Source organism: Leucobacter shiyiweii (assembly GCF_052446065.1).
GTDB lineage: Bacteria > Actinomycetota > Actinomycetes > Actinomycetales > Microbacteriaceae > Leucobacter.
This window is the reverse complement of the sequence record NZ_CM127080.1, coordinates 1,140,566-1,159,057: the sequence shown is the minus strand read 5'-3', so window position 1 is coordinate 1,159,057 and position 18,492 is coordinate 1,140,566. Positions and strand designations below refer to the sequence as shown.

The 18,492-nt window shown below is 60.2% G+C and carries 15 protein-coding genes and 4 tRNA genes; 12 read left to right on the top strand and 7 right to left on the bottom strand.

The window, feature by feature from the left end:
* Positions 1–20: 20 nt before the first annotated feature.
* The 5 genes from dut (at position 21) to dxs (ending at position 6,868) form a co-directional block, all read left to right on the top strand.
* The gene (gene dut, locus ACTNFJ_RS05415) at positions 21–476 is read left to right on the top strand and encodes a dUTP diphosphatase (protein WP_435907200.1); all 456 of its coding nucleotides are present in this window, start codon (positions 21–23) and stop codon (positions 474–476) included.
* 52 nt (positions 477–528) lie between these two features.
* Positions 529–1,197, top strand: coding sequence for a DUF3710 domain-containing protein (locus tag ACTNFJ_RS05410; RefSeq protein ID WP_435907199.1), 669 nt, complete (start codon positions 529–531; stop codon positions 1,195–1,197).
* A 98-nt stretch (positions 1,198–1,295) separates the two neighbouring features.
* Positions 1,296–2,003, top strand: a complete 708-nt coding sequence (locus tag ACTNFJ_RS05405) for a DUF3159 domain-containing protein (RefSeq protein ID WP_435907198.1) — start codon at positions 1,296–1,298, stop codon at positions 2,001–2,003.
* Positions 2,004–2,091: 88 nt separating this feature from the next.
* Positions 2,092–4,764 carry an aconitate hydratase AcnA gene (gene acnA / locus ACTNFJ_RS05400; RefSeq protein WP_435907197.1) on the top strand — a complete coding sequence of 891 codons (2,673 nt, stop codon included), beginning with the start codon at positions 2,092–2,094 and terminating at the stop codon, positions 4,762–4,764.
* Between the two features lie 157 nt (positions 4,765–4,921).
* Complete coding sequence (gene dxs / locus ACTNFJ_RS05395) at positions 4,922–6,868, top strand: 1-deoxy-D-xylulose-5-phosphate synthase (RefSeq protein WP_435907196.1); 1,947 nt, start codon at positions 4,922–4,924, stop codon at positions 6,866–6,868.
* A 61-nt stretch (positions 6,869–6,929) separates the two neighbouring features.
* On the opposite strand, the gene ACTNFJ_RS05390 is transcribed toward dxs, so the two are convergent.
* The 4 genes from ACTNFJ_RS05390 to ACTNFJ_RS05375 form a co-directional block, all read right to left on the bottom strand.
* Positions 6,930–9,068, bottom strand: a complete 2,139-nt coding sequence (locus tag ACTNFJ_RS05390; protein WP_435907195.1) for a 3-hydroxyacyl-CoA dehydrogenase NAD-binding domain-containing protein — start codon at positions 9,066–9,068, stop codon at positions 6,930–6,932.
* 6 nt (positions 9,069–9,074) lie between these two features.
* Positions 9,075–10,268: a thiolase family protein gene (locus ACTNFJ_RS05385; protein ID WP_435907253.1), complete on the bottom strand. Its 1,194-nt coding sequence runs from the start codon at positions 10,266–10,268 to the stop codon at positions 9,075–9,077.
* A gap of 122 nt (positions 10,269–10,390) precedes the next feature.
* Positions 10,391–11,584 (bottom strand): HRDC domain-containing protein, encoded by a 1,194-nt coding sequence (locus ACTNFJ_RS05380; protein ID WP_435907252.1) that lies wholly within the window; start codon positions 11,582–11,584, stop codon positions 10,391–10,393.
* A complete protein-coding gene (locus ACTNFJ_RS05375; protein WP_444711808.1) occupies positions 11,581–12,144 on the bottom strand; it encodes a DUF3000 domain-containing protein in 564 nt (187 codons plus the stop codon). Before ACTNFJ_RS05375 ends, ACTNFJ_RS05380 begins: the two co-directional genes overlap by 4 nt.
* 183 nt (positions 12,145–12,327) lie before the next feature.
* Here ACTNFJ_RS05375 and ACTNFJ_RS05370 point away from each other — a divergent pair, with 183 nt between their 5' ends.
* Genes ACTNFJ_RS05370 through ACTNFJ_RS05360 form a run of 4 tightly spaced genes read left to right on the top strand, consistent with a single transcriptional unit; the run spans position 12,328 to position 15,782 of the window.
* Positions 12,328–13,527, top strand: coding sequence for an alpha/beta hydrolase family protein (locus tag ACTNFJ_RS05370; protein WP_435907193.1), 1,200 nt, complete (start codon positions 12,328–12,330; stop codon positions 13,525–13,527).
* Positions 13,528–13,572: 45 nt separating this feature from the next.
* On the top strand, positions 13,573–14,640 hold the full coding sequence (zapE, locus tag ACTNFJ_RS05365; protein WP_435907192.1) for a cell division protein ZapE: 1,068 nt from the start codon (positions 13,573–13,575) through the stop codon (positions 14,638–14,640).
* Complete coding sequence (locus ACTNFJ_RS12880; protein WP_504923105.1) at positions 14,592–15,188, top strand: type II toxin-antitoxin system PemK/MazF family toxin; 597 nt, start codon at positions 14,592–14,594, stop codon at positions 15,186–15,188. Before zapE ends, ACTNFJ_RS12880 begins: the two co-directional genes overlap by 49 nt.
* 30 nt (positions 15,189–15,218) lie before the next feature.
* Positions 15,219–15,782 carry an HdeD family acid-resistance protein gene (locus tag ACTNFJ_RS05360; RefSeq protein WP_435907190.1) on the top strand — a complete coding sequence of 188 codons (564 nt, stop codon included), beginning with the start codon at positions 15,219–15,221 and terminating at the stop codon, positions 15,780–15,782.
* Between the two features lie 32 nt (positions 15,783–15,814).
* On the opposite strand, the gene ACTNFJ_RS05355 is transcribed toward ACTNFJ_RS05360, so the two are convergent.
* The 3 genes from ACTNFJ_RS05355 to ACTNFJ_RS05345 form a co-directional block, all read right to left on the bottom strand.
* Positions 15,815–15,889, bottom strand: a tRNA-Val gene (locus tag ACTNFJ_RS05355).
* Between the two features lie 30 nt (positions 15,890–15,919).
* Positions 15,920–15,990, bottom strand: a tRNA-Cys gene (locus ACTNFJ_RS05350).
* 41 nt (positions 15,991–16,031) lie between these two features.
* A tRNA-Gly gene (locus tag ACTNFJ_RS05345) sits at positions 16,032–16,107 on the bottom strand.
* Between the two features lie 161 nt (positions 16,108–16,268).
* On the opposite strand from ACTNFJ_RS05345, the gene ACTNFJ_RS05340 reads away from it, so the two are divergent.
* The 3 genes from ACTNFJ_RS05340 (at position 16,269) to ACTNFJ_RS05330 (ending at position 18,433) form a co-directional block, all read left to right on the top strand.
* Positions 16,269–17,288, top strand: a complete 1,020-nt coding sequence (locus ACTNFJ_RS05340; protein WP_435907189.1) for a hypothetical protein — start codon at positions 16,269–16,271, stop codon at positions 17,286–17,288.
* Between the two features lie 108 nt (positions 17,289–17,396).
* Positions 17,397–17,472, top strand: a tRNA-Val gene (locus ACTNFJ_RS05335).
* Positions 17,473–17,614: 142 nt separating this feature from the next.
* Positions 17,615–18,433, top strand: coding sequence for a DUF1206 domain-containing protein (locus ACTNFJ_RS05330; protein WP_435907188.1), 819 nt, complete (start codon positions 17,615–17,617; stop codon positions 18,431–18,433).
* Positions 18,434–18,492: the final 59 nt, after the last annotated feature.

The following is an 18,492-nucleotide window of genomic DNA, read 5'->3' as shown; positions in this document are numbered from 1 at the left end:
GTTTCCGCTACCCTAACGGGGTGACTGATGTCGTGATGCTCCCCGTCCTTGCCGAACCCTCGCACGTTCCCGCCTATGCTCAGGCTGGCGATGCTGGTGCCGATCTGCGAAGTACTGAGTCGCTCATTCTGCCTCCCGGAGGCCGCGCCCTCATCGGTACGGGTCTTCGCTTCGCGCTTCCTGACGGTTATGTTGCCTTCGTGGTTCCCCGGAGCGGTCTTGCGGTGAAGCATGGCATTACGGTGCTCAATTCACCCGGAACGATTGATGCAGGCTATCGGGGCGAAATTCGCGTACCGCTCTTGAACACCGACCAGAGCGAGGCCTTCAGTATCGAACCAGGCGACCGGATTGCCCAACTGATTGTGATGCCCGTGTCGCGGGCAACCTTTGTGCCCGTCGACGCCCTCCCTGACAGCGAGCGGGGCATCGGCGGGTTCGGATCCACTGGGCTGCGTGACCACGTGGCCAGCTAACCGCTCGGGCACTCGGTTTCGCCACGGCGGATAATGAAGGAGAATTCAAGGTATGAGCGACGAGATGACACAACCAGCTGACGAGGTAGAGGTTCGCGAAACCGAGCAATCGGGAGCGCCTGAGGTCGACGAAAGCAAGTCGGGTCCAGCGGATCGGGAGACGGCGGGGCCATTCGACGTCAGTGAGGTTCCCTCGATGCGTCCGTACGTCGACCTGGGCGCGATCAAGGTCGCCCCCAGGGAGGGTCTGCAGATGAGACTCGAGGTCGAAGAACGGACCAAACGCGTGGTTGCAGTCACGCTCGAGTACGCAGAATCGGTGTTGCAAGTGCAAGCGTTCTCTGCTCCCAAAAGCAGTGGTCTCTGGAATCGGGTGCGCGAAGAAATAGCGGGCCAGTTCGGAAACCAGGGCGCTCGTGTGCAGGTCGAGGAAGGCATGCTCGGGCCGGAGCTCGTTACCGAGTCCCCGGTACCCGCAGAGCAGGGGGGCGGCACCAGGCCGATTCGCTTCTTTGCGGTGGATGGACCACGTTGGATGTTACGAGGCGTCCTCATGGGTAGAGGTGCCGTAGACGCGGATGCGCGAGCAAAGGCGCTTGAAGTGTTTCGTGAGATGGTCGTTGTTCGCGGAGACCAGCCGATGCCGCCCAGCGAATTGCTGCCCTTGAAGGTGCCAGCTGGTGTGACCCAGGGCGCAACCGGAGGGGCCTCAGACGCGTGATGTCGTCCGAGCACGGATCCGGTCCGGATGGGGCAGGGCCCGCTGCTGGCGACCCCGCTCTGGTTAAGGGAGGGCTTGGGCGTGCTGTCTCCGCCAGCATGAGCGGAGAGTCAGTCTCTGCCAGGGGCATTCTTGAAGCCATCGGTGGAGTTCGCGGAGTGCTCGAGTCGCTGATTCCTGCCACCGTCTATCTCGGTGTGTTTGTCCTCACCCAAGACGCTCGGGTTGCAGTGATCGCACCGCTCGCGATCTCGTTCGTCGCTATCGCGGCCAGGTTGTTGCGACGCGAGCCGTTATCCGCGGCGCTCTCGGGATTCCTTGGCGTGCTTATCTGTGTGATTGCGACGCTAATCACCGGACGAGGCGAGGACTTCTTCCTGCCTGGGTTCTGGATCAACGGCGCGTGGATCATTGCTCACTCGGTGTCACTTCTCGTGGGGTGGCCACTGATTGGTCTCCTCCTCGGCTTTTTGCGCGGCTCGCTCACCGAATGGCGGCGCATCCCGATGTTGCGGCGGGCAGCCAGTTTGTGTACCGTCGTGTGGATCGTGGTCTTCGCGGCACGGCTTGGCGTGCAGCTCCCGCTCTATTTCGCGGCGAATTCCGGCGACCCTGGTGCGGTAGAAGCGCTGGGCATCGCGCGTCTCGTTATGGGAATCCCGCTCTTCGCGATCGCGGTGCTTTTCACCTGGTTGGTGCTCAGCAGAGTGAGTTCGGTTTACGCCGGGCTCAGCGAGGCGGCTGCGGCAGCAGCGGTGACACGCTCGGGCTCCGAAAGTGCATCCACTCGATCGTCGGATGAATGACTCGCCGCATCCCATCATGTCGATGGCTGCATGACGGAACAAGACCGTGTAGAATTGTCTCGATATCGAGATAAATTCGAATGGAGCGGTGATGACATCACTCAATAGCTTTGGAGCCGAGCGCACGCTCGCAGTCGGCGACAAGCACTACCAGGTCTACGGCATTGATGCAGTGCCCGGCCATGAACGACTCCCATACAGCCTGAAGGTGCTGTTAGAGAACTTGCTTCGCACCGAGGACGGGGCGAACGTGACGAAGCGACACATCGAGGCCCTTGGAAACTGGGATCCGTCAGCTGAGCCTGACACGGAGATACAGTTCACTCCAGCCCGAGTGATTATGCAGGACTTCACTGGAGTGCCCTGCGTTGTCGACCTTGCGACCATGCGAGAGGCCGTCGTGGAGCTTGGTGGCGACGCGAACAAGATCAACCCGCTGGCTCCAGCTGAGTTGGTCATCGATCACTCCGTCATCTCCGATTCCTACGGCACCGCTGGCTCCGCCGCGAAGAACGTGGAGATCGAGTATCAGCGCAACGGTGAGCGTTACCAGTTCTTGCGCTGGGGCCAGGGCGCTTTTGACGAGTTCAAGGTGGTACCCCCAGGCACCGGCATCGTGCATCAGGTCAATATTGAGTACCTTGCGCGAGTAACATTCACCCGCGAGGTGAACGGAGTGCTGCAGGCGTACCCCGACACCTGTGTTGGCACGGACTCTCACACGACGATGGAGAACGGTCTCGGCGTTCTCGGCTGGGGTGTTGGCGGTATTGAGGCCGAAGCTGCGATGCTCGGTCAGCCCATCTCAATGTTGATTCCGCGCGTCGTCGGCTTTAAGCTTTCCGGTCAGATTCCTGCGGGCGTGACGGCCACAGACGTGGTGCTGACAATTACGCAGATTCTGCGCAAGCACGGCGTCGTGGGTAAGTTTGTGGAGTTCTACGGTGAGGGCGTCGGCTCGGTGCCGCTTGCGAACCGAGCCACCATCGGCAACATGAGCCCGGAGTTTGGTTCCACCGCGGCGATGTTCCCAGTGGATGATGTGACCCTCGACTACCTGCGCTTGACTGGCCGGACTGAGGAACAGATCGAGCTCATTAAGGCGTACACGCAGGCTCAAGGCATGTGGCACGATCCCGCGAAAGAGCCCGTGTTTAGTGAGTATCTCGAGCTCGACTTGGGTACGGTGGTCTCGTCGATCGCCGGACCGAAGCGACCTCAGGATCGCATCGAGCTCACCAACTCGAAGGCGCAATTCGAAGTTGACTTGGCGAATTACACTCAGGCTTCAAACCCCGCGAAGGTGAAAGACGAGCAGGGCAACGAGTTTGCCATTGATCATGGCGCGGTCACCCTCGCCTCGATCACTTCTTGTACGAACACCTCCAATCCCTCGGTCATGCTCGCAGCTGGCGTGCTCGCGCGCAACGCAAACCAGCTGGGTTTGAAGGCAAAGCCTTGGGTGAAAACGACTCTGGCGCCCGGTTCGAAGGTGGTCACCGATTACTACGAGAAGTCGGGTCTGCGGACTGACCTCGAGGCACTCGGGTTCTTCCTGGTCGGTTACGGATGCATGACCTGCATCGGTAACTCCGGTCCGCTCAATGAGGAGATCTCCAACGCCGTCAATGAAAACGACCTCGCGGTCACGGCTGTGCTCTCGGGTAACCGCAACTTTGAGGGTCGGATCAACCCCGACATCAAGATGAACTACCTCGCGAGTCCGCCTCTGGTTGTTGCGTACGCGCTTGCGGGCACGATGGATTTTGATTTCGACTCAGAACCTCTCGGCCAGGGATCGGATGGCCAAGATGTCTTTCTGCGCGATATCTGGCCCGACCCGGTTGAGGTTCAGAGGATCGCCGATGCCTCGATCGACTCAGACATGTTCAACTCGAAGTATGCAACGGTGTTTGACGGTGACGAGCTGTGGCGTTCGCTCCCGACCCCCGCGGGAAACACCTTCGCGTGGGATGAGAAGTCAACTTACGTGCGCAAAGCTCCCTACTTTGAGGGAATGCAGCTGACGCCGTCACCTGTGACGGATATCACCGGTGCTCGTGTCTTGGCGAAGCTGGGTGACTCGGTCACGACCGACCACATTAGCCCGGCTGGCAGCTTCAAAGCCGAGACACCGGCAGGGCAGTACCTCGTCGCCAACGGCATTGCGCCGAAGGATTTCAACACCTACGGATCCCGTCGCGGGAACCACGAGGTCATGATCCGCGGAACGTTCGCGAACATCCGTCTGCGCAATCAACTTCTGGACAATGTGGAGGGCGGTTTCACGCGCGACTTCACTCAGGAGGGCGCGCCCCAGGCGTACATCTACGATGCAGCGCAGAACTACGCGACTGCAGGCATTCCACTGGTAGTCCTTGGGGGCAAGGAGTACGGCTCGGGTTCGTCCCGTGACTGGGCGGCGAAGGGTACGAGCCTGCTGGGAGTGAAGGCGGTCATCGCTGAGAGCTTTGAGCGAATTCACCGTTCAAACCTCATCGGTATGGGAGTGCTGCCGCTGCAGTTCCCCGCAGGGGAGAGCGCCGACAGCCTGGGACTCGATGGAACTGAGACGTTTGACGTTCAGGGAGTGACTCAGCTGAATGAAGGCGTGACGCCGAAGACCCTTAAGGTTCTCGCGCGCAAGACCGACGGCACCGAGGTCGAGTTCGACGCCGTCGTGCGGATCGACACTCCGGGGGAGGCAGACTACTACCGCAACGGTGGCATTTTGCAGTACGTCCTCCGCTCGCTGCTCTAGGAAGTACCGCGAATGAGTGGCCCTGGCGTGCAGCGCCAGGGCCACTCATTTTTGAGGGTGCAAACCACGGCGGTCGTCCTCAGTTTCTGTGCCCGCTGGACGGATAAGATGATGAGAATCCCTGGGGAACACGCCCTGGGCAAGCCGGAGGTTCTGGGTGACAATTCTCGATCGGGTCGATGGCCCGCGTGATCTCGATGCGTTGACTCTGACCGAGTTAAAGACCCTCGCTGCGGAGATTCGTGAGTTTCTCATTGCCGAGGTGGCTAAGACCGGAGGTCACCTCGGACCGAATCTCGGGGTGGTCGAACTCACCATCGCATTGCATCGCGTGTTCGAATCACCGAATGACCCGATCGTTTGGGACACCGGACATCAGAGCTATGTGCACAAACTGTTGACGGGTCGGAAGGACTTTTCCCGGCTGCGGCAGCGGGGAGGTCTCGCTGGATATCCACAACGCTCCGAGTCGGTGCACGACATCGTCGAGAGTTCGCACGCTTCAAGTTCGTTGAGCTGGGCTGATGGGATCTCTCGGGCCTTTGCCCGAACGGGACAGCAGGATCGACACGTCGTTGCCGTGGTGGGTGACGGTGCACTGACTGGTGGAATGACTTGGGAAGCGCTCAATAACATCACTGATGACAATTCCCGGAACCTGATCATCGTGATGAATGATAATGGGCGCTCCTACGCACCGACGATCGGCGGAATGGCACGTTTCCTCAACTCGGTGCGAACCACTGGCAGCTACCGAGATCTGCAAGAGGGAAGCGAAAAGCTGTTTTCAGCGTTGGGCACGCCTGGCCGTACCGTGTATCGGGCGGCGAGAGGCGCGGTGCGCGGCTTCGTGAGTCGAGCGAGCGACAACCAAGATCTCTACTCGAATCTTGATATCAAGTACCTCGGGCCGATTGACGGGCACAATCTCGAGGCGGTGGAAGAGGTCCTGCGTCAAGCCAAAGGGTACGGTCGCCCCACGCTAGTGCACGTCATCACCGAAAAGGGGCGCGGGTACGCTCCCGCCGAGAACGATCTCGCCGACCAGTTTCACGCAATCGGGAAGATAGATCCTGAGACGGGCGAATCGCTGCAAAACGGGGGTGGTAAGAGTTTCACCGGGGTCTTTAGCGATCAGATGCTTGAGCTTGCCCGTGAGGAGCCGAGCCTCGTGGCGATCACGGCAGCAATGCTAGCCCCCACCGGACTCGATGCATTCGCGGCCGAGTTTCCCGATCGCGTCTACGACGTCGGAATTGCCGAACAACACGGAGTGACGACCGCCGCTGGCCTCGCCTACGGGGGACTGCACCCCGTTGTGGCGATGTATGCGACATTCATGAATCGCGCCTTCGACCAGTTGCTCATGGATGTCGCGCTGCATCGCGCCGGTGTGACATTTGTGCTCGACAGGGCAGGCATCACGGGCCCCGACGGGGCGAGCCACAACGGGGTGTGGGATCTCGCTACCCTGCAGGTGGTTCCCGGAATTCGGATCGCCGCCCCTCGTGACGAGCCCAACCTACGCGAACTCTTGAGCGAGGCTGTTCGAGTCACCGACGGCCCGACCGTTCTTCGCTTTCCCAAGGGCAGCGTCGGAACAGATGTTCCGGCGTTGCGGAGAACCGCAGATGGGATCGACATCTTGCGTGAAGACCACCTTTCGCATGCAGGGGGTGGGGCAAGCAATTGGCGCGATGTTCTGATCGTAGGTGTGGGACCTATGACACGTGTTGCGCTCGAGGTGGCCGAGCTCTTGGCTGCGCACGAGATCACGGTGACAGTAGTCGACCCGCGTTGGGTTGTGCCGGTGCCCGAATCGGTCGTTGAACTGGCTCGGCATCATCGGCTGCTGATCAGCATTGAGGACGGCGTTCGGGTAGGCGGGGTCGGCACCCGCATTAGACAGGCTCTTCGAGATGCGGGTGTCGATACTGCAGTGAGCGAGCTGGGCACACCGTCAGAGTTCCTGGGGCACGCCACTCGCGCTGAATTACTCGACGATGCCGGTTTGATTGCCAAGAAGATCGCCGCCGACGTGACCGACCAGGTTCACGGAAAACGCATTCCGGTCGCACGTCCAGAGCCCGGGGAAGACGCCTAGGGGGAATAGCGAAGGCCCGCTCCACTTTCGTGGATTGGGCCTTCGCAAAGCGGTGCCGACTCTACGACTTGATGCCGGCGACCCGGGGTTCATGGAAGGCGGCCCCGAAGACTCGCTCACTCGCTCCTACCCGGTCAAGGTAAGGGGTTGCGCCTCCGGCTTGGAAAGGCCAGCCCGCACCCAGAATAAGACATAGATCGATGTCTTCCGCCGCAGCGACTACGCCTTCGTCGAGCATGATCTTGATCTCGCCGGCCAGTTCGTCCTCCACGCGACGAAGAATCGTTTCTTCGGTTACCGGTGAGTTTCCGAAGCTGAGGGCCTTCTTGGCTTCGCGAGACAAGTCTTCGACCTTGCCGTGTTTGTTCTTCTCGAGGGGATCCGAGAGCTCTGCAATGGCGTGCAGATTTGCCGAAGCATAGAAGCGTTCGGGGAAGGCGTGCACCATTGTGTCTTGCACGTGAGCGGCAACTTTCCAGCCAACGAGATCGATGAGCTCGAACGGACCCATAGGCAAGCCGATTGGTGCCAGTGCGCGCTCGACCACTGGGAGCGGCGTACCCTCGTCGAGTGCTCTTGCGGCCTCGCCCATAACCTTCGCAAGCAGGCGATTGACCACGAAGCCTGGACGATCTGCGGTAATGACTGCGCTCTTCCCCAGTCGTTTCGAGACCTCCATGGCGGTAGCGAGCGCTGAGTCGCTGGTGCTCGGCACCTTGACGACCTCGATCAGAGGCATCACCGCGACCGGGTTGAAGAAATGGAATCCCAGAAGTCGTTCAGGATGCTGGAGAGTTGCGCCAATCTCAGCCACCGAGAGCGAAGATGTGTTTGTCGCGAGAATGGCAGTCTCGTTGATGATGGGCTCGATCTCCGCGAAAACCTGCTGCTTCACGCTGAGCTCTTCGAAGACTGCCTCGATGACCCAGTCGCAGTCCGCGTAGAGTGACTTGTCTGTCGTCCCCTGTACCAGACCCTTGAGTTGGTTGGCATCGTCAGGCGACAGGCGGCCCTTGGCAAGCATCTTGTCTATTTCGCCTCGAATGTAGTCGAGGCCCTTGTCCACTCGTGCCTGGTCAATGTCGGTAATGAGCACCGGCACGCGCAGTTTTCGTGCGAAGAGAAGCGCGAACTGGCTGGCCATGAGTCCCGCCCCGATGACACCCACTTTGCGTACTGGCTGAGCGAGCTTGCGATCGGGTGCTCCTGCTGGACGCTTCGCTCGCTTTTGCACGAGATCAAATGCGTAGATCGAGGCACGGAACTGATCACCTGAAATAAGTTCGGTCAGAGCCTCGTCTTCGCGCTCGAACCCGCGCTCGATGTCATTGTCTTTCGCAGCATTGAGCAGTTCTAGCGCCACGTAAGGAGATTTCGCGGCGCTGCCGATTCGTGACTTAAGGGTGTCTCGTGCGATCTTGATTGCCGCAGGCCACTTGATGAGTCGTTCGGTTTTGCCGGGCACATGTGGGCGATTCACCTTGTGCGCCCCTCTCAGGACACGGTCTGCCCATCGCACCGACTCCTCGAGAAAGCTCGCCGCGCCGAACATGGCGTCGAACAGCCCAGCCTCGAAGGCCTGCTCGGGTTTCAGCATCCTGTTGTTCTTCAGGGGGTTCGAGACGATGATCTCGATGGCCCGTTCAATACCAATAAGATTCGGCACGAGGGTTGCCCCGCCCCAACCGGGGATAATGCCCAAGAACACCTCGGGAAATGCGAGCGCAGCAGTTGACGAATCGAGTGTGCGATAGTCGCAGTTCAGCGCAATCTCCATTGCGCCACCCAGAGCGAGTCCGTTCACAAAGGCAAAACTGGGAACCCCGAGTGTACGGAACTTTCCAAGCACATGATGACCGTATTGTGCCATCAGTCGTGCGTTCTGCTCGGTGGCCAGCGTGGAGACCTTTGACAGGTCGGCACCCGCAGCGAAGATGAACTGCTTTCCGGTGACAGCGACGGCCTGAATCTCGCCTGCAGCGGCCCGGGATGCCTGGGCGTCGAGTACGCCCTCGAGCTCGTGCAGGGTGAGCGGTCCAAGAGTGTTCGGTCGCGTGTAGTCGGCACCATTGTCAAGAGTGATGAGCGCGAGGGTACCGCCGGAAGGGAGCGTCAGATCGCGAACGAAACTGTGCGTCACGACTTCGCCTTCGGCTGCTTCGATAAGCGGGGAGAAATCGATCTTCGTGTAATCGGTCATGGAAAGTTACTTGCCCTTCTTGCCGTTAAAGTGCGGGTTTTCCCAGATCATCGTGCCGCCTTGGCCAAGGCCGACGCACATAGCGGTGACGCCGAAACGCACGTCTGGACGCTGCTCGAACTGGCGAGCCAGCTGAATCATGAGGCGCACACCTGAGGCGGCGAGCGGATGACCAATTGCGATTGCACCGCCCCAGGGGTTAACTCGGGGGTCGTCATCGGCGATCCCAAAGTGATCGGTGAACGAGAGAACCTGTACCGCGAATGCCTCATTCAGTTCAAACAGACCGATATCGGTGATCTGTAGCCCAGCTCGCTTCAGTGCTTTTTCGGTCGAGGGGACGGGGCCCAGACCCATAACTTCCGGTTGGACGCCCGCGTACGCGAAGCTCACCAGCCGCATTTTGCCCGTGAGGCCGAGTTCCTTTGCGGTGTCCGCGCCGGCGAGGAGCGACATCGTGGCACCGTCAGTAAGGGGTGATGCGTTACCTGCGGTCACCTTCCCGTGCGGACGGAATGGTGTACGCAGCTTGGCAAGATCCTCCATCGTGGTCTGTGGCCTGCGGCCCTCGTCTTCGGTCGCGAGGCCCCATCCGCTGTTGCTGCGGGTAGCGACCGAGATGAGATCCGGTTGGATGTCGCCTCGATCGTAAGCGGACTGCAACTTTTGCTGGCTTAACATCCCGAATCGATCTGCCCGCTCTTTGGTGAGTCCAGGGAAACGATCGTGGAGGCGCTCGGCAGTGATTCCCATGTTGAGCGCGTCAGGACTCACCAACTTCTCGGCCACAAAGCGAGGGTTCGGATCGGCGTCGAATCCGATGGGGTGGCGACCCATATGCTCTACGCCGCCCGCGATCGCCAAGTCATACTGCCCGGCACCGATGGCAGCGCCCATCATTGAAGCAACTGTCATGGCTCCGGCGCACATGCGATCGAGGGCGTAGCCGGGCACCGTCACCGGCAGGCCCGCAAGCATGGCGACGGTGCGACCCAGTGTCAATCCTTGATCACCCTGCTGCGTGGTCGCAGCGATTCCGACGTCATCGACACGTTCAAGTGGCAAACCGGGATTTCGTTCAATAAGCCCCTGCAAAGCCTTCACTGCCAGGTCGTCAGCACGAGTGCCCCAGTACATTCCCTTTTCGCCAGCCCGCCCGAACGGGGTGCGAACCCCATCGACAAACACGACTTCTCTCATTGCGGCCACTATGCCTCCATCGAATGGTTGTAAGCGTCAAGCTCCATCTTAGGAACTGAGTCTCAGACCTGGGCATTACCCGTGCGGAATCACCCAGGGGAGCTCAAGTGATTTAGCCGCAATTAGCGTGTATCTACAAAAACGCGAGCGATAATAGGTGCAGTAGCTACACACTGCCACGGCCGAGCGCCGAGTTCACTCAGCCGATTCGCGATGGCATCTGAAGTTGGTTCAGCTGGCGGATCCCAGGCCAGGCGCCGCAACGTGTCCGGGGTGAGAAGATTCTCAACTGGCATACGTTGTCGATCGGCTTCGGCAGCTATCGCATCACGCGCAGCCGACAGTCGCGCTGCTGCCTCAGGATTGCGCTGCGCCCAGTTGCGGTGATGTGGCATGGCATCAGCGACGCGGGGGCGCTGACCGGGCAGGTTCTCGGCGGTCTTTCCTCGTAGGATGGCTGCCCACCAGCGATCGAGCTCAGTGCGACTGGCCCGACCCCTGAACTCTTTGATCCCCGCCAATTGACTCTTCGAGCGTGGGTTCGTGGATGCGGCCACAATGAGTGACGCGTCGGGGAGTAGCCTGCCCGGGGCAACGTCGCTGCTCCGAGCTAGCTCGTCTCGTGCGTCCCAGAGCTCCCGTGCGATCGCAAGTTCGCGCGGCGTTTTCAGTCGATTCCCCCCGGAGAGCTTGCGCCAAGGCTCCGCAGGAGCTGGCTTTGGGCGCCGATGGAGAACGGCATCGAATTCCTGCTCAGCAATTTCAACCTTGTGTTGAGCGTCGAGCTCATTCGCGACGAGGTCGCGCAGATCGGGCAACAGTGCCACATCGAGTGCCGCGTACTCGAGCCATGGCTCGGGGAGGGGGCGTGTGGACCAGTCTGCTGCAGAGTGGGCCTTATGGAGGCGGATGCCGAGAAGTTGCTCGACAATTGCCCCGAGACCCACACGCTCAAACCCCAGCAGACGGGAAGCGAGTTCGGTATCGAAAAGGCGCTCGGGGATCAGTCCAAGAGACTCGAGGCAGGCGAGATCTTGGCTTGCGGCATGCAGGATCCACTCTTCTCCGCGCAAGGCATCGGCAAGTGGTTCAAAAGTATCAAGAGTTGTCGGATCAAAGAGGAAGGTCCCGGCACCTTGGCGGTGTACCTGTACGAGATACGCTTCTTGCCCATACCGAAAACCCGACGCCCGTTCCGCGTCTACGCCAGCCGGACCCGTGCCCGCGGCGATAAGCTCGGCGGCCTGTTCCAGCGACGGCCGATCGGTTACGAGCGACCAATCGGCGGTGAGTTCTGATTGTTCAACCACGACTATGCCCCACGACTACTGCCGCGTGAGCCGCGATGACCGCGCAAAGACGTCACGCCCTCCTGTTGCGGAAGCCCAGCCAAGAGGCAAAGTAGCTCACTCCAGGCCTCGCCATGAGGGGAGAAATCGTCGCCCAGTGGGGTCCATGAGGCGCGAATCTCGATCTGAGCAGTGTCGTCCTGCTCTTCGAGCGTGCCAAATCCGGTCGACAATGTCTTGGTCGCGGTGCCCGAGGCAAACGTGTACAAGGCGGCGCGAGAGTGCAGCGCATCGATGAGCCACGACCACGCCACGTCGGCGATGAAGGGATCGACCCCAATCTCCATCTCAAGCGGGGCCTGCGCGAAGCATACAATTCTGAACGGACCACCCCAGTCACTCGAGGATGCTGGATCGTGCATCAAGACCAGTCGTCCCGCACCAAATGGCGAATCTCCTGAGCCTTCGACGGGGTGGACCTTCCCCTGTGCGACCCCCGCAGAAAATGCGACAGATCGCGGGGCAATGCGCTCGGGTGCGGGAATCTCTCGCACATGCAACTCACTGCGAAACCGTGCGGCGCGCATCTGGGCGGCAGCGGCTTCAAAGGCAGCAACCTCGCCAAAGTCATGTTCCCTCACAATTGGAACACTAGAGTTTGGTGGTGAAAGCTCCGGTTGCCACGCCGCGCGATGACGCAATTGTGCTCGGGTGGTGCACCTGAAGGCCTGGTCGCTAGCGGACGAGAAGGAAACGAGGTGGGCGGAAAATTGAGTCCAATTCGCTCCTGGCTGCGCGTAGCCGCGTTGGGGAGCCTTGCGCTCTCTGCTGGGGTCGTCGGTGTCTTTACTGCGTTGTCCTGCGTGTTTGCGCGACGGGTGCTCACACCGTCCGCACCTGAAGAAGGCGTGATCGTGTGGTCGATCGAGCCGCTACCGTCGAGCTCTGGCAGGTCGAAGCGAGTGTGGATCCACGGGCCAGACGCCGGCCTCCCCGGAAAATACTCCTTCATTTTCAACGACGGGGCCGGTCATGCTCGGTTGGGCCCAGTTGTCGATCGCGTTTTTGATGGCGGCGTTGATCGCGTAGCCCGTGACGTGATCGCAATTGACCGCGGTGAGTTACGGGTTGGTGCACGAGGCCGAATTACTGGCTGGTGGTATACCGATCCGCGGGAACTCAGTGGCGGTGTCGAACTGGTGACGTTCCCGGTTGATGGCGGTGAGTCGTGGGGCTGGCTGGTTCACCCGGAGAATCCTGTTCCTGGTCGGTTTGCCGTGCATGTCCACGGCCGTGGTGCGAGGCCCGAAGAGACTCTGCGGGGGCTCGCCCCTGTGACACGGGCGGGCGTGACGAGCCTCGTGATCGCGTATCGCAACGATCCGGGCGCTCCCGTGGGGATACGTGGGAGATATGGTCTCGGGCTTGCCGAACGCTACGATGTTGACTCGTCAATTGCCTGGCTCCTGCGACAGGGGGCCGATCGAATCACACTGGTGGGGTGGTCAATGGGGGGAATCACGGCGCTTCTCTCGGCAACCCGGGGCCCTCATCGTGCGCTCATTGACGGCCTGGTGCTCGATTCTCCTGGTTTGGATTGGGGCATTATTCTTCGCCGACAGGCTCGGCTGGCAGGGCTTCCAGAGTTCACCGCACGCGTCGGCATGAAGCTGATGCGCCAGGGAATTGTGCGGGGGGCTGTGCCCTGGCAGCGGGGCACAGATTTCGATTCGATGAGCCCCGATTCTCTTGCCCCGCTCCTCCGGGCACCGGTACTCATGCACGTGAGCCCTGGAGACTCATTTGTACCGTGGCGCGGATCGTTGCGTCTCAAGCAGCTGCGGCCTGATCTGGTTCGGATTCGCGAGGGCTCCGGAGAGCACGTGAAGCTATGGAATGTAGACCCCTTGAGGTGGGAGTCTGAGACGGAGGAATTTGTTCGCAATCTTGGGGCCCCTATGACCGGATAGAGGTGAGCGGCAAGGTAAGGCGAGGACCGCGTAAACTGAGCCACGATGTCCCACAACACAGAGCACAGCTCCGCCCGTCTCGTCGACCGCCATCCAGCCATTTCAGGCACCGAGCTCGTGGGCACCTTGGTGCCCCCACCGCAATTTAATGGTGCGAGTTTCGAGTCATACCGCCCAGATAGCGAATTCCCTTCACAAGCGCTGGCCCGTGACACGCTGCAAGTCTTTGCCGAGCCGGAGGCGACCATGTCGCGAGGCGGGCTCTTCGGGTTCGGCCGCAAGAAGTCGGCCGCATCGCCTCAGACACTGGCCCCTACCAGGCCGGGTGTCTACCTTGACGGTGGCTTCGGTGTGGGCAAAACCCACCTGCTGGCGGCAACGTGGCACGCGACTGCCGGTAGGAAATACTTTGGCACTTTCATCGAGTACACCGCTCTGGTGGGAGCGCTCGGCTACGCGGGTGCGGTAGGGGTATTACAGGGTGCCAGGCTCGTGTGCATCGACGAGTTTGAGCTGGATGACCCGGGCGACACCATGCTTATGACCCGCCTGATTGGCGATCTCACGAGCACGGGTTCGCGCATTGTCGCTACCTCGAACACCCCGCCCAACGCACTGGGTGAGGGCCGTTTTGCGGCGGCGGATTTTATGCGAGAGATTCAAGCGATGAGCGATCGGTTCGTCACTCTCCGTATCGACGGCGTCGACTTCCGTCAGCGCGACCTTGCGGGAGATGCCGTAACACTCAGCGACGAGGCCTATCGATTTGCGCTGGCCGATGTGGCGTTGGCGGGCGAGCGCATGACGGATGACGAGTTCGGCACGTTGATAGCTCACCTCGCAACAATTCATCCGTCCAGCTTTATCGGGCTCCTCGACGGAGTGCAGACGATCGGACTTCGCAACGTAACGGAGCTCACCGACCAGTCCGCAGCACTAAGATTCGTTGCGTTCATCGACCGAGTGTACGATGCACAAATTCCGATTCGGGCCACCGGAGTTCCCCTGACTTCGGTGTTTGCTGGCGGCATGCTCGATGGAGGGTATCGAAAGAAGTACATGCGATGCATGTCTCGCTTGAACGCGCTCACTCAGGGAGCGAACCCGAATTGACCCGGGGGAACCGTGGGTTGCGCAACCTGTTGGGATCCTTCGGTAAGGTCGCACGCAATTGGGGTCTTGCGAAGTCCCAGGGTGTCAGGGGCGGCCATCCTCCTCGATCTGGTACCGATTCGGGCAGCCCAGAGTCTGGGCCGCGGGGAGAGGGGGCTACGAGAGAGCTGACTGCGTCCGAGATCTCAAGGCTTGCGCCAGCGTACGATCCACATATCGACGGCGATCCAGATCCCGGCGAGATAATCTGGACGTGGGTGCCGTACGTGGAGAACGACGGCCGCGGAAAAGACCGCCCGGTCCTCATAATCGCTCGACTCGGCGACCAGGCAGTGGCCGGATGCTATCTCAGCACGAAGCGCCACGATGGGTTCATCTCTGTGGGCAGCGGACCATGGGACGCACAGGGTCGGGAGAGCTTTGTGAATCCACTCCGAATCTTGTTCGTTTCAGCCCGCGGCATGCGTCGCGAGGGCCACACGATTTCTTCCGCGCAATTCGGTCAGACCGTTCGACACATTGCTGAGTTGCACGGATTTTCCGCATAGAGTGAAGCTGACGTTCGCAAAGGAGCATGCATGACTTACCCGTTGGAACCAATGACGAATGTTTCCACGCGCAGCTTTCCCTGGTGGATCCCTCTGGTCGTGGGCGCAATCGTGACGGCGGCCGGCGTTGGACTCCTGGTTTGGCCATTCGTCGCTGCCACTTGGATCCTGGTCATTCTCTTCGGCTCTGCACTGATCGCGAACGGTCTCGCCCTGCTGGTCCGTCTGCGCCCGTCAGGAAGCACAACGGCGGCGGGCCTGCTACTGGTTCTTGCCGGTATTCTCGCAATCGTGTTTTCCGAGTTCACTGTGTCGGCGCTCGTGACGTTTGTAGGGGTGACGCTCATTTTTGTCGGTGCACTCTGGCTCGTGATAGGGATCAGGCTTACTGACGGCAGAAGCATGCTGGTGTTGTTGCCGGCGGTGCTCACTCTCATCGGGGGAGTCGTGACACTGGTGTGGCCTGACTTCGCGATCAAAGTGGTTGCCGTGATCTGCGGCATCTTCACCGTGATGCTTGGCGCCTCGATCATTTGGACCGCCTGGAGGCTGCGCAAGACTACTGTCTCCGAGACCACAATCATCGTCGAGTAAATGGAAGAACCCGGCCAAGGCCGGGTTCTTGGTGGTGCGCGATACTGGGATCGAACCAGTGACCTCTTCCGTGTCAGGGAAGCGCGCTACCGCTGCGCCAATCGCGCCTGTTCTAGGCTATTCAGTTTTGTTCAGCGAGGTGGCGACGGGATTCGAACCCGTGTATACGGCTTTGCAGGCCGCTGCCTCGCCTCTCGGCCACGCCACCGCAGTGGTTGACACCACAAGCGATCAGGCTGCCCTGATCACTGGAGCGGATGACGAGACTCGAACTCGCGACCCTCACCTTGGCAAGGTGATGCGCTACCAACTGCGCTACATCCGCTTGGCACGTTTCCGTGCACCTGAATGACTATAGGGGAAGCCCTGAATCACCGCAAATCGAGACACGCCGCTCGGATCTCACCCTGTGCTTTTGCGGGGAATGGAAGGTTCACGCGGCGAGGTGGTTCGATCTCATTGCCTCCTCATTGGATACTTGAACCCATGACGGTTGGTGTGAGGCGTGTGATCGGTCGGGTCGTCACATCGCTGGTGGTTCTCGCTTTGGTCGCGGGCGCTTTGGTGGCCTACCAGAATCGCCAGCTTATCTCTGATCACTTCGCTGCACAGAGCTTCACGCCTACTGCTGAGATCGTCGACCTCACTGCGCGCATTCGCCCGACCTCGACCGGGGAACGGATCTTTTTCGCTTCTGAGCCGACACTTGACGCAAGTCAGAGCTTCAACGAACGCTGTTCACAGGTGGATCATACGGAAGAGGGGCGCGTACTCGGCTGTTTTTCCGGTGGCAGGATCCACCTGTTCAAAGTGACTGACGAACGGTTGGCCGGAATTGTCGAGGTGACTGCCGCGCATGAGTTGCTCCATGCCGCATTCAGCAGGCTCAACGATGCGGGAAAGGCAGAACTGGTGAAACAGCTTGAGGCCGCATTCTCGGAGCTCTCAGCAACGGACCCGGGGCTTGCTGAGCGTATGGATGTCTATCAAGGCCTGTCGGCAACAGCCTTCGCGAATGAACTGCATTCGGTTCTTGGTACCGAGGTGCGAACTCTTCCAGCCGCTCTTGAGACCCACTACGCGCAGTGGTTCGAGCAACGCAGCGTGATCGTTGACTATTTCGACGACTACCACACAGTGTTTACGGCACTCAAGGAGCGTGCGAGCCAACTGCAGGCTGAGCTCACGACTATGCGCGCAGATATCGAGTTGCGAAGCGAGATTTACGATAGTGCGGTTGCCCAGTTCAATTCCGAATGGGAGATCTTCTTGCAGAGAAACGAGGCATTCGAGTTTTCGGATGACCCAGCCGAGTTCTACGCGATCAGGAATGGCTTCGATACCCGACGAAGCATTTTGAATGAGGATCTTGCGAGGCTCAATGCCGACATCGCGACTTATGAAGGTTTGCGGGTCGAGCTGCAGCAGTTGGGGGAACTCAGCACGGAGCTTGAGGCGAATCTCAACAGTGAGTTGGCGCCCCCAGCTACGGCTCCCACGGCCTGATACGGCTCTTGGGAGGACTCTAGACACGGGCGCCCAGGTGGTCATCTGAGCTCTCGGATCCGTGTATGATCGTTCAGGTTGGCACGGCGGTGAAATCGCAGTGCACACGGGCGATTGGCGCAGTTGGTAGCGCGCTTCCTTCACACGGAAGAGGTCATCGGTTCGAGTCCGGTATCGCCCACCAAGATTGTGTTGACTTGTATCTGTTGCAGTTGCTCCGCTGACTTGATCGGAATAGAGCGACTGACTCTCAAGAACTCAACCAAGCCGTTGGTTGGCAGCGCAAGGGGTACCCTTATTCCCAGAGAGCGGCTTATGGTGAAGCCATGTCTCACTCTTCTTCCTCCGCAGCGTCAGCTCGCTCTGCGGCCTCACGGCTGCAAGACAACCGTGCTTTCCAACTCGCCGCCCGCGCAGGGTTCGCGGTCAACGGCCTGCTGCACCTGCTCATCGGCGGAATTGCGCTCGGCGTCGCGTTCGGTTCCAGCGGGGAAGCCGATCAGGGCGGTGCGTTGAACGGACTCGCATCGAGTCCCGGCGGTGCCTTCATGCTTTGGATCGTTGCGATCGGGTTATTCGCACTCGGCCTGTTTCAGGTGCTCGAGGCTTTCGTTGTGCGGGGCACCGATAAAGAGGCCTGGGCGGCTCGGGCCAAGGAAGGCGGCAAAGCGATCGCCTACCTCGCCATCGGGTTCTCCGCCGCGGGTGTTGCCTTGGGCAACCAAAGCGATAGCTCAGGCCAGGCGCAGAGCATCACGGCGACACTGCTCTCCTCACCAGGTGGTGTCTTCGTGGTTCTTTTCCTCGGTCTCGGCGTGCTTGCCATTGGTGTGTACTTCGGCGTAAAGGGTTGGAAGAAAAGGTTTCTGCAAGACATCGCGGCCCCTACCGGGAAGACTGGCCGCACTGTGTCGATCATTGGTCGTGTCGGCTACATTGCCAAGGGCATCGCGATCTCCGTCGTCGGCATCCTATTCTGTGTCGCCGCAATCACCTCAGACCCCAGCGAAGCTACCGGTCTCGACGGCGCACTCAAGACCCTCGTCGAGCTGCCGTTCGGCCCGGTCATTCTCACGGTCGTCGCGTTCGGGCTGATGGCATATGGCGTCTACTGCTTCGCCCGCGCGAAGTACGAGCGGCAGTAGGGCGCGCTTGTTCGCTTCGCCCAGCCATCCTGCTCCCAGTGGCACAAGTGCTGACGAGC

Coding starts and splice junctions, on each gene's coding strand:
- ACTNFJ_RS05410 (WP_435907199.1), top strand. CDS start 529: ATGAGCGACGAGATGACACAACCAGCTGACGAGGTAGAGGTTCGCGAA.
- ACTNFJ_RS05405 (WP_435907198.1), top strand. CDS start 1,296: ATGAGCGGAGAGTCAGTCTCTGCCAGGGGCATTCTTGAAGCCATCGGT.
- ACTNFJ_RS05390 (WP_435907195.1), bottom strand. CDS start 9,068: ATGACCGATTACACGAAGATCGATTTCTCCCCGCTTATCGAAGCAGCC.
- ACTNFJ_RS05385 (WP_435907253.1), bottom strand. CDS start 10,268: ATGAGAGAAGTCGTGTTTGTCGATGGGGTTCGCACCCCGTTCGGGCGG.
- ACTNFJ_RS05375 (WP_444711808.1), bottom strand. CDS start 12,144: ATGCGCGCCGCACGGTTTCGCAGTGAGTTGCATGTGCGAGAGATTCCC.
- zapE (WP_435907192.1), top strand. CDS start 13,573: ATGTCCCACAACACAGAGCACAGCTCCGCCCGTCTCGTCGACCGCCAT.
- ACTNFJ_RS12880 (WP_504923105.1), top strand. CDS start 14,592: ATGCATGTCTCGCTTGAACGCGCTCACTCAGGGAGCGAACCCGAATTG.
- ACTNFJ_RS05360 (WP_435907190.1), top strand. CDS start 15,219: ATGACTTACCCGTTGGAACCAATGACGAATGTTTCCACGCGCAGCTTT.
- ACTNFJ_RS05340 (WP_435907189.1), top strand. CDS start 16,269: ATGACGGTTGGTGTGAGGCGTGTGATCGGTCGGGTCGTCACATCGCTG.
- ACTNFJ_RS05330 (WP_435907188.1), top strand. CDS start 17,615: ATGTCTCACTCTTCTTCCTCCGCAGCGTCAGCTCGCTCTGCGGCCTCA.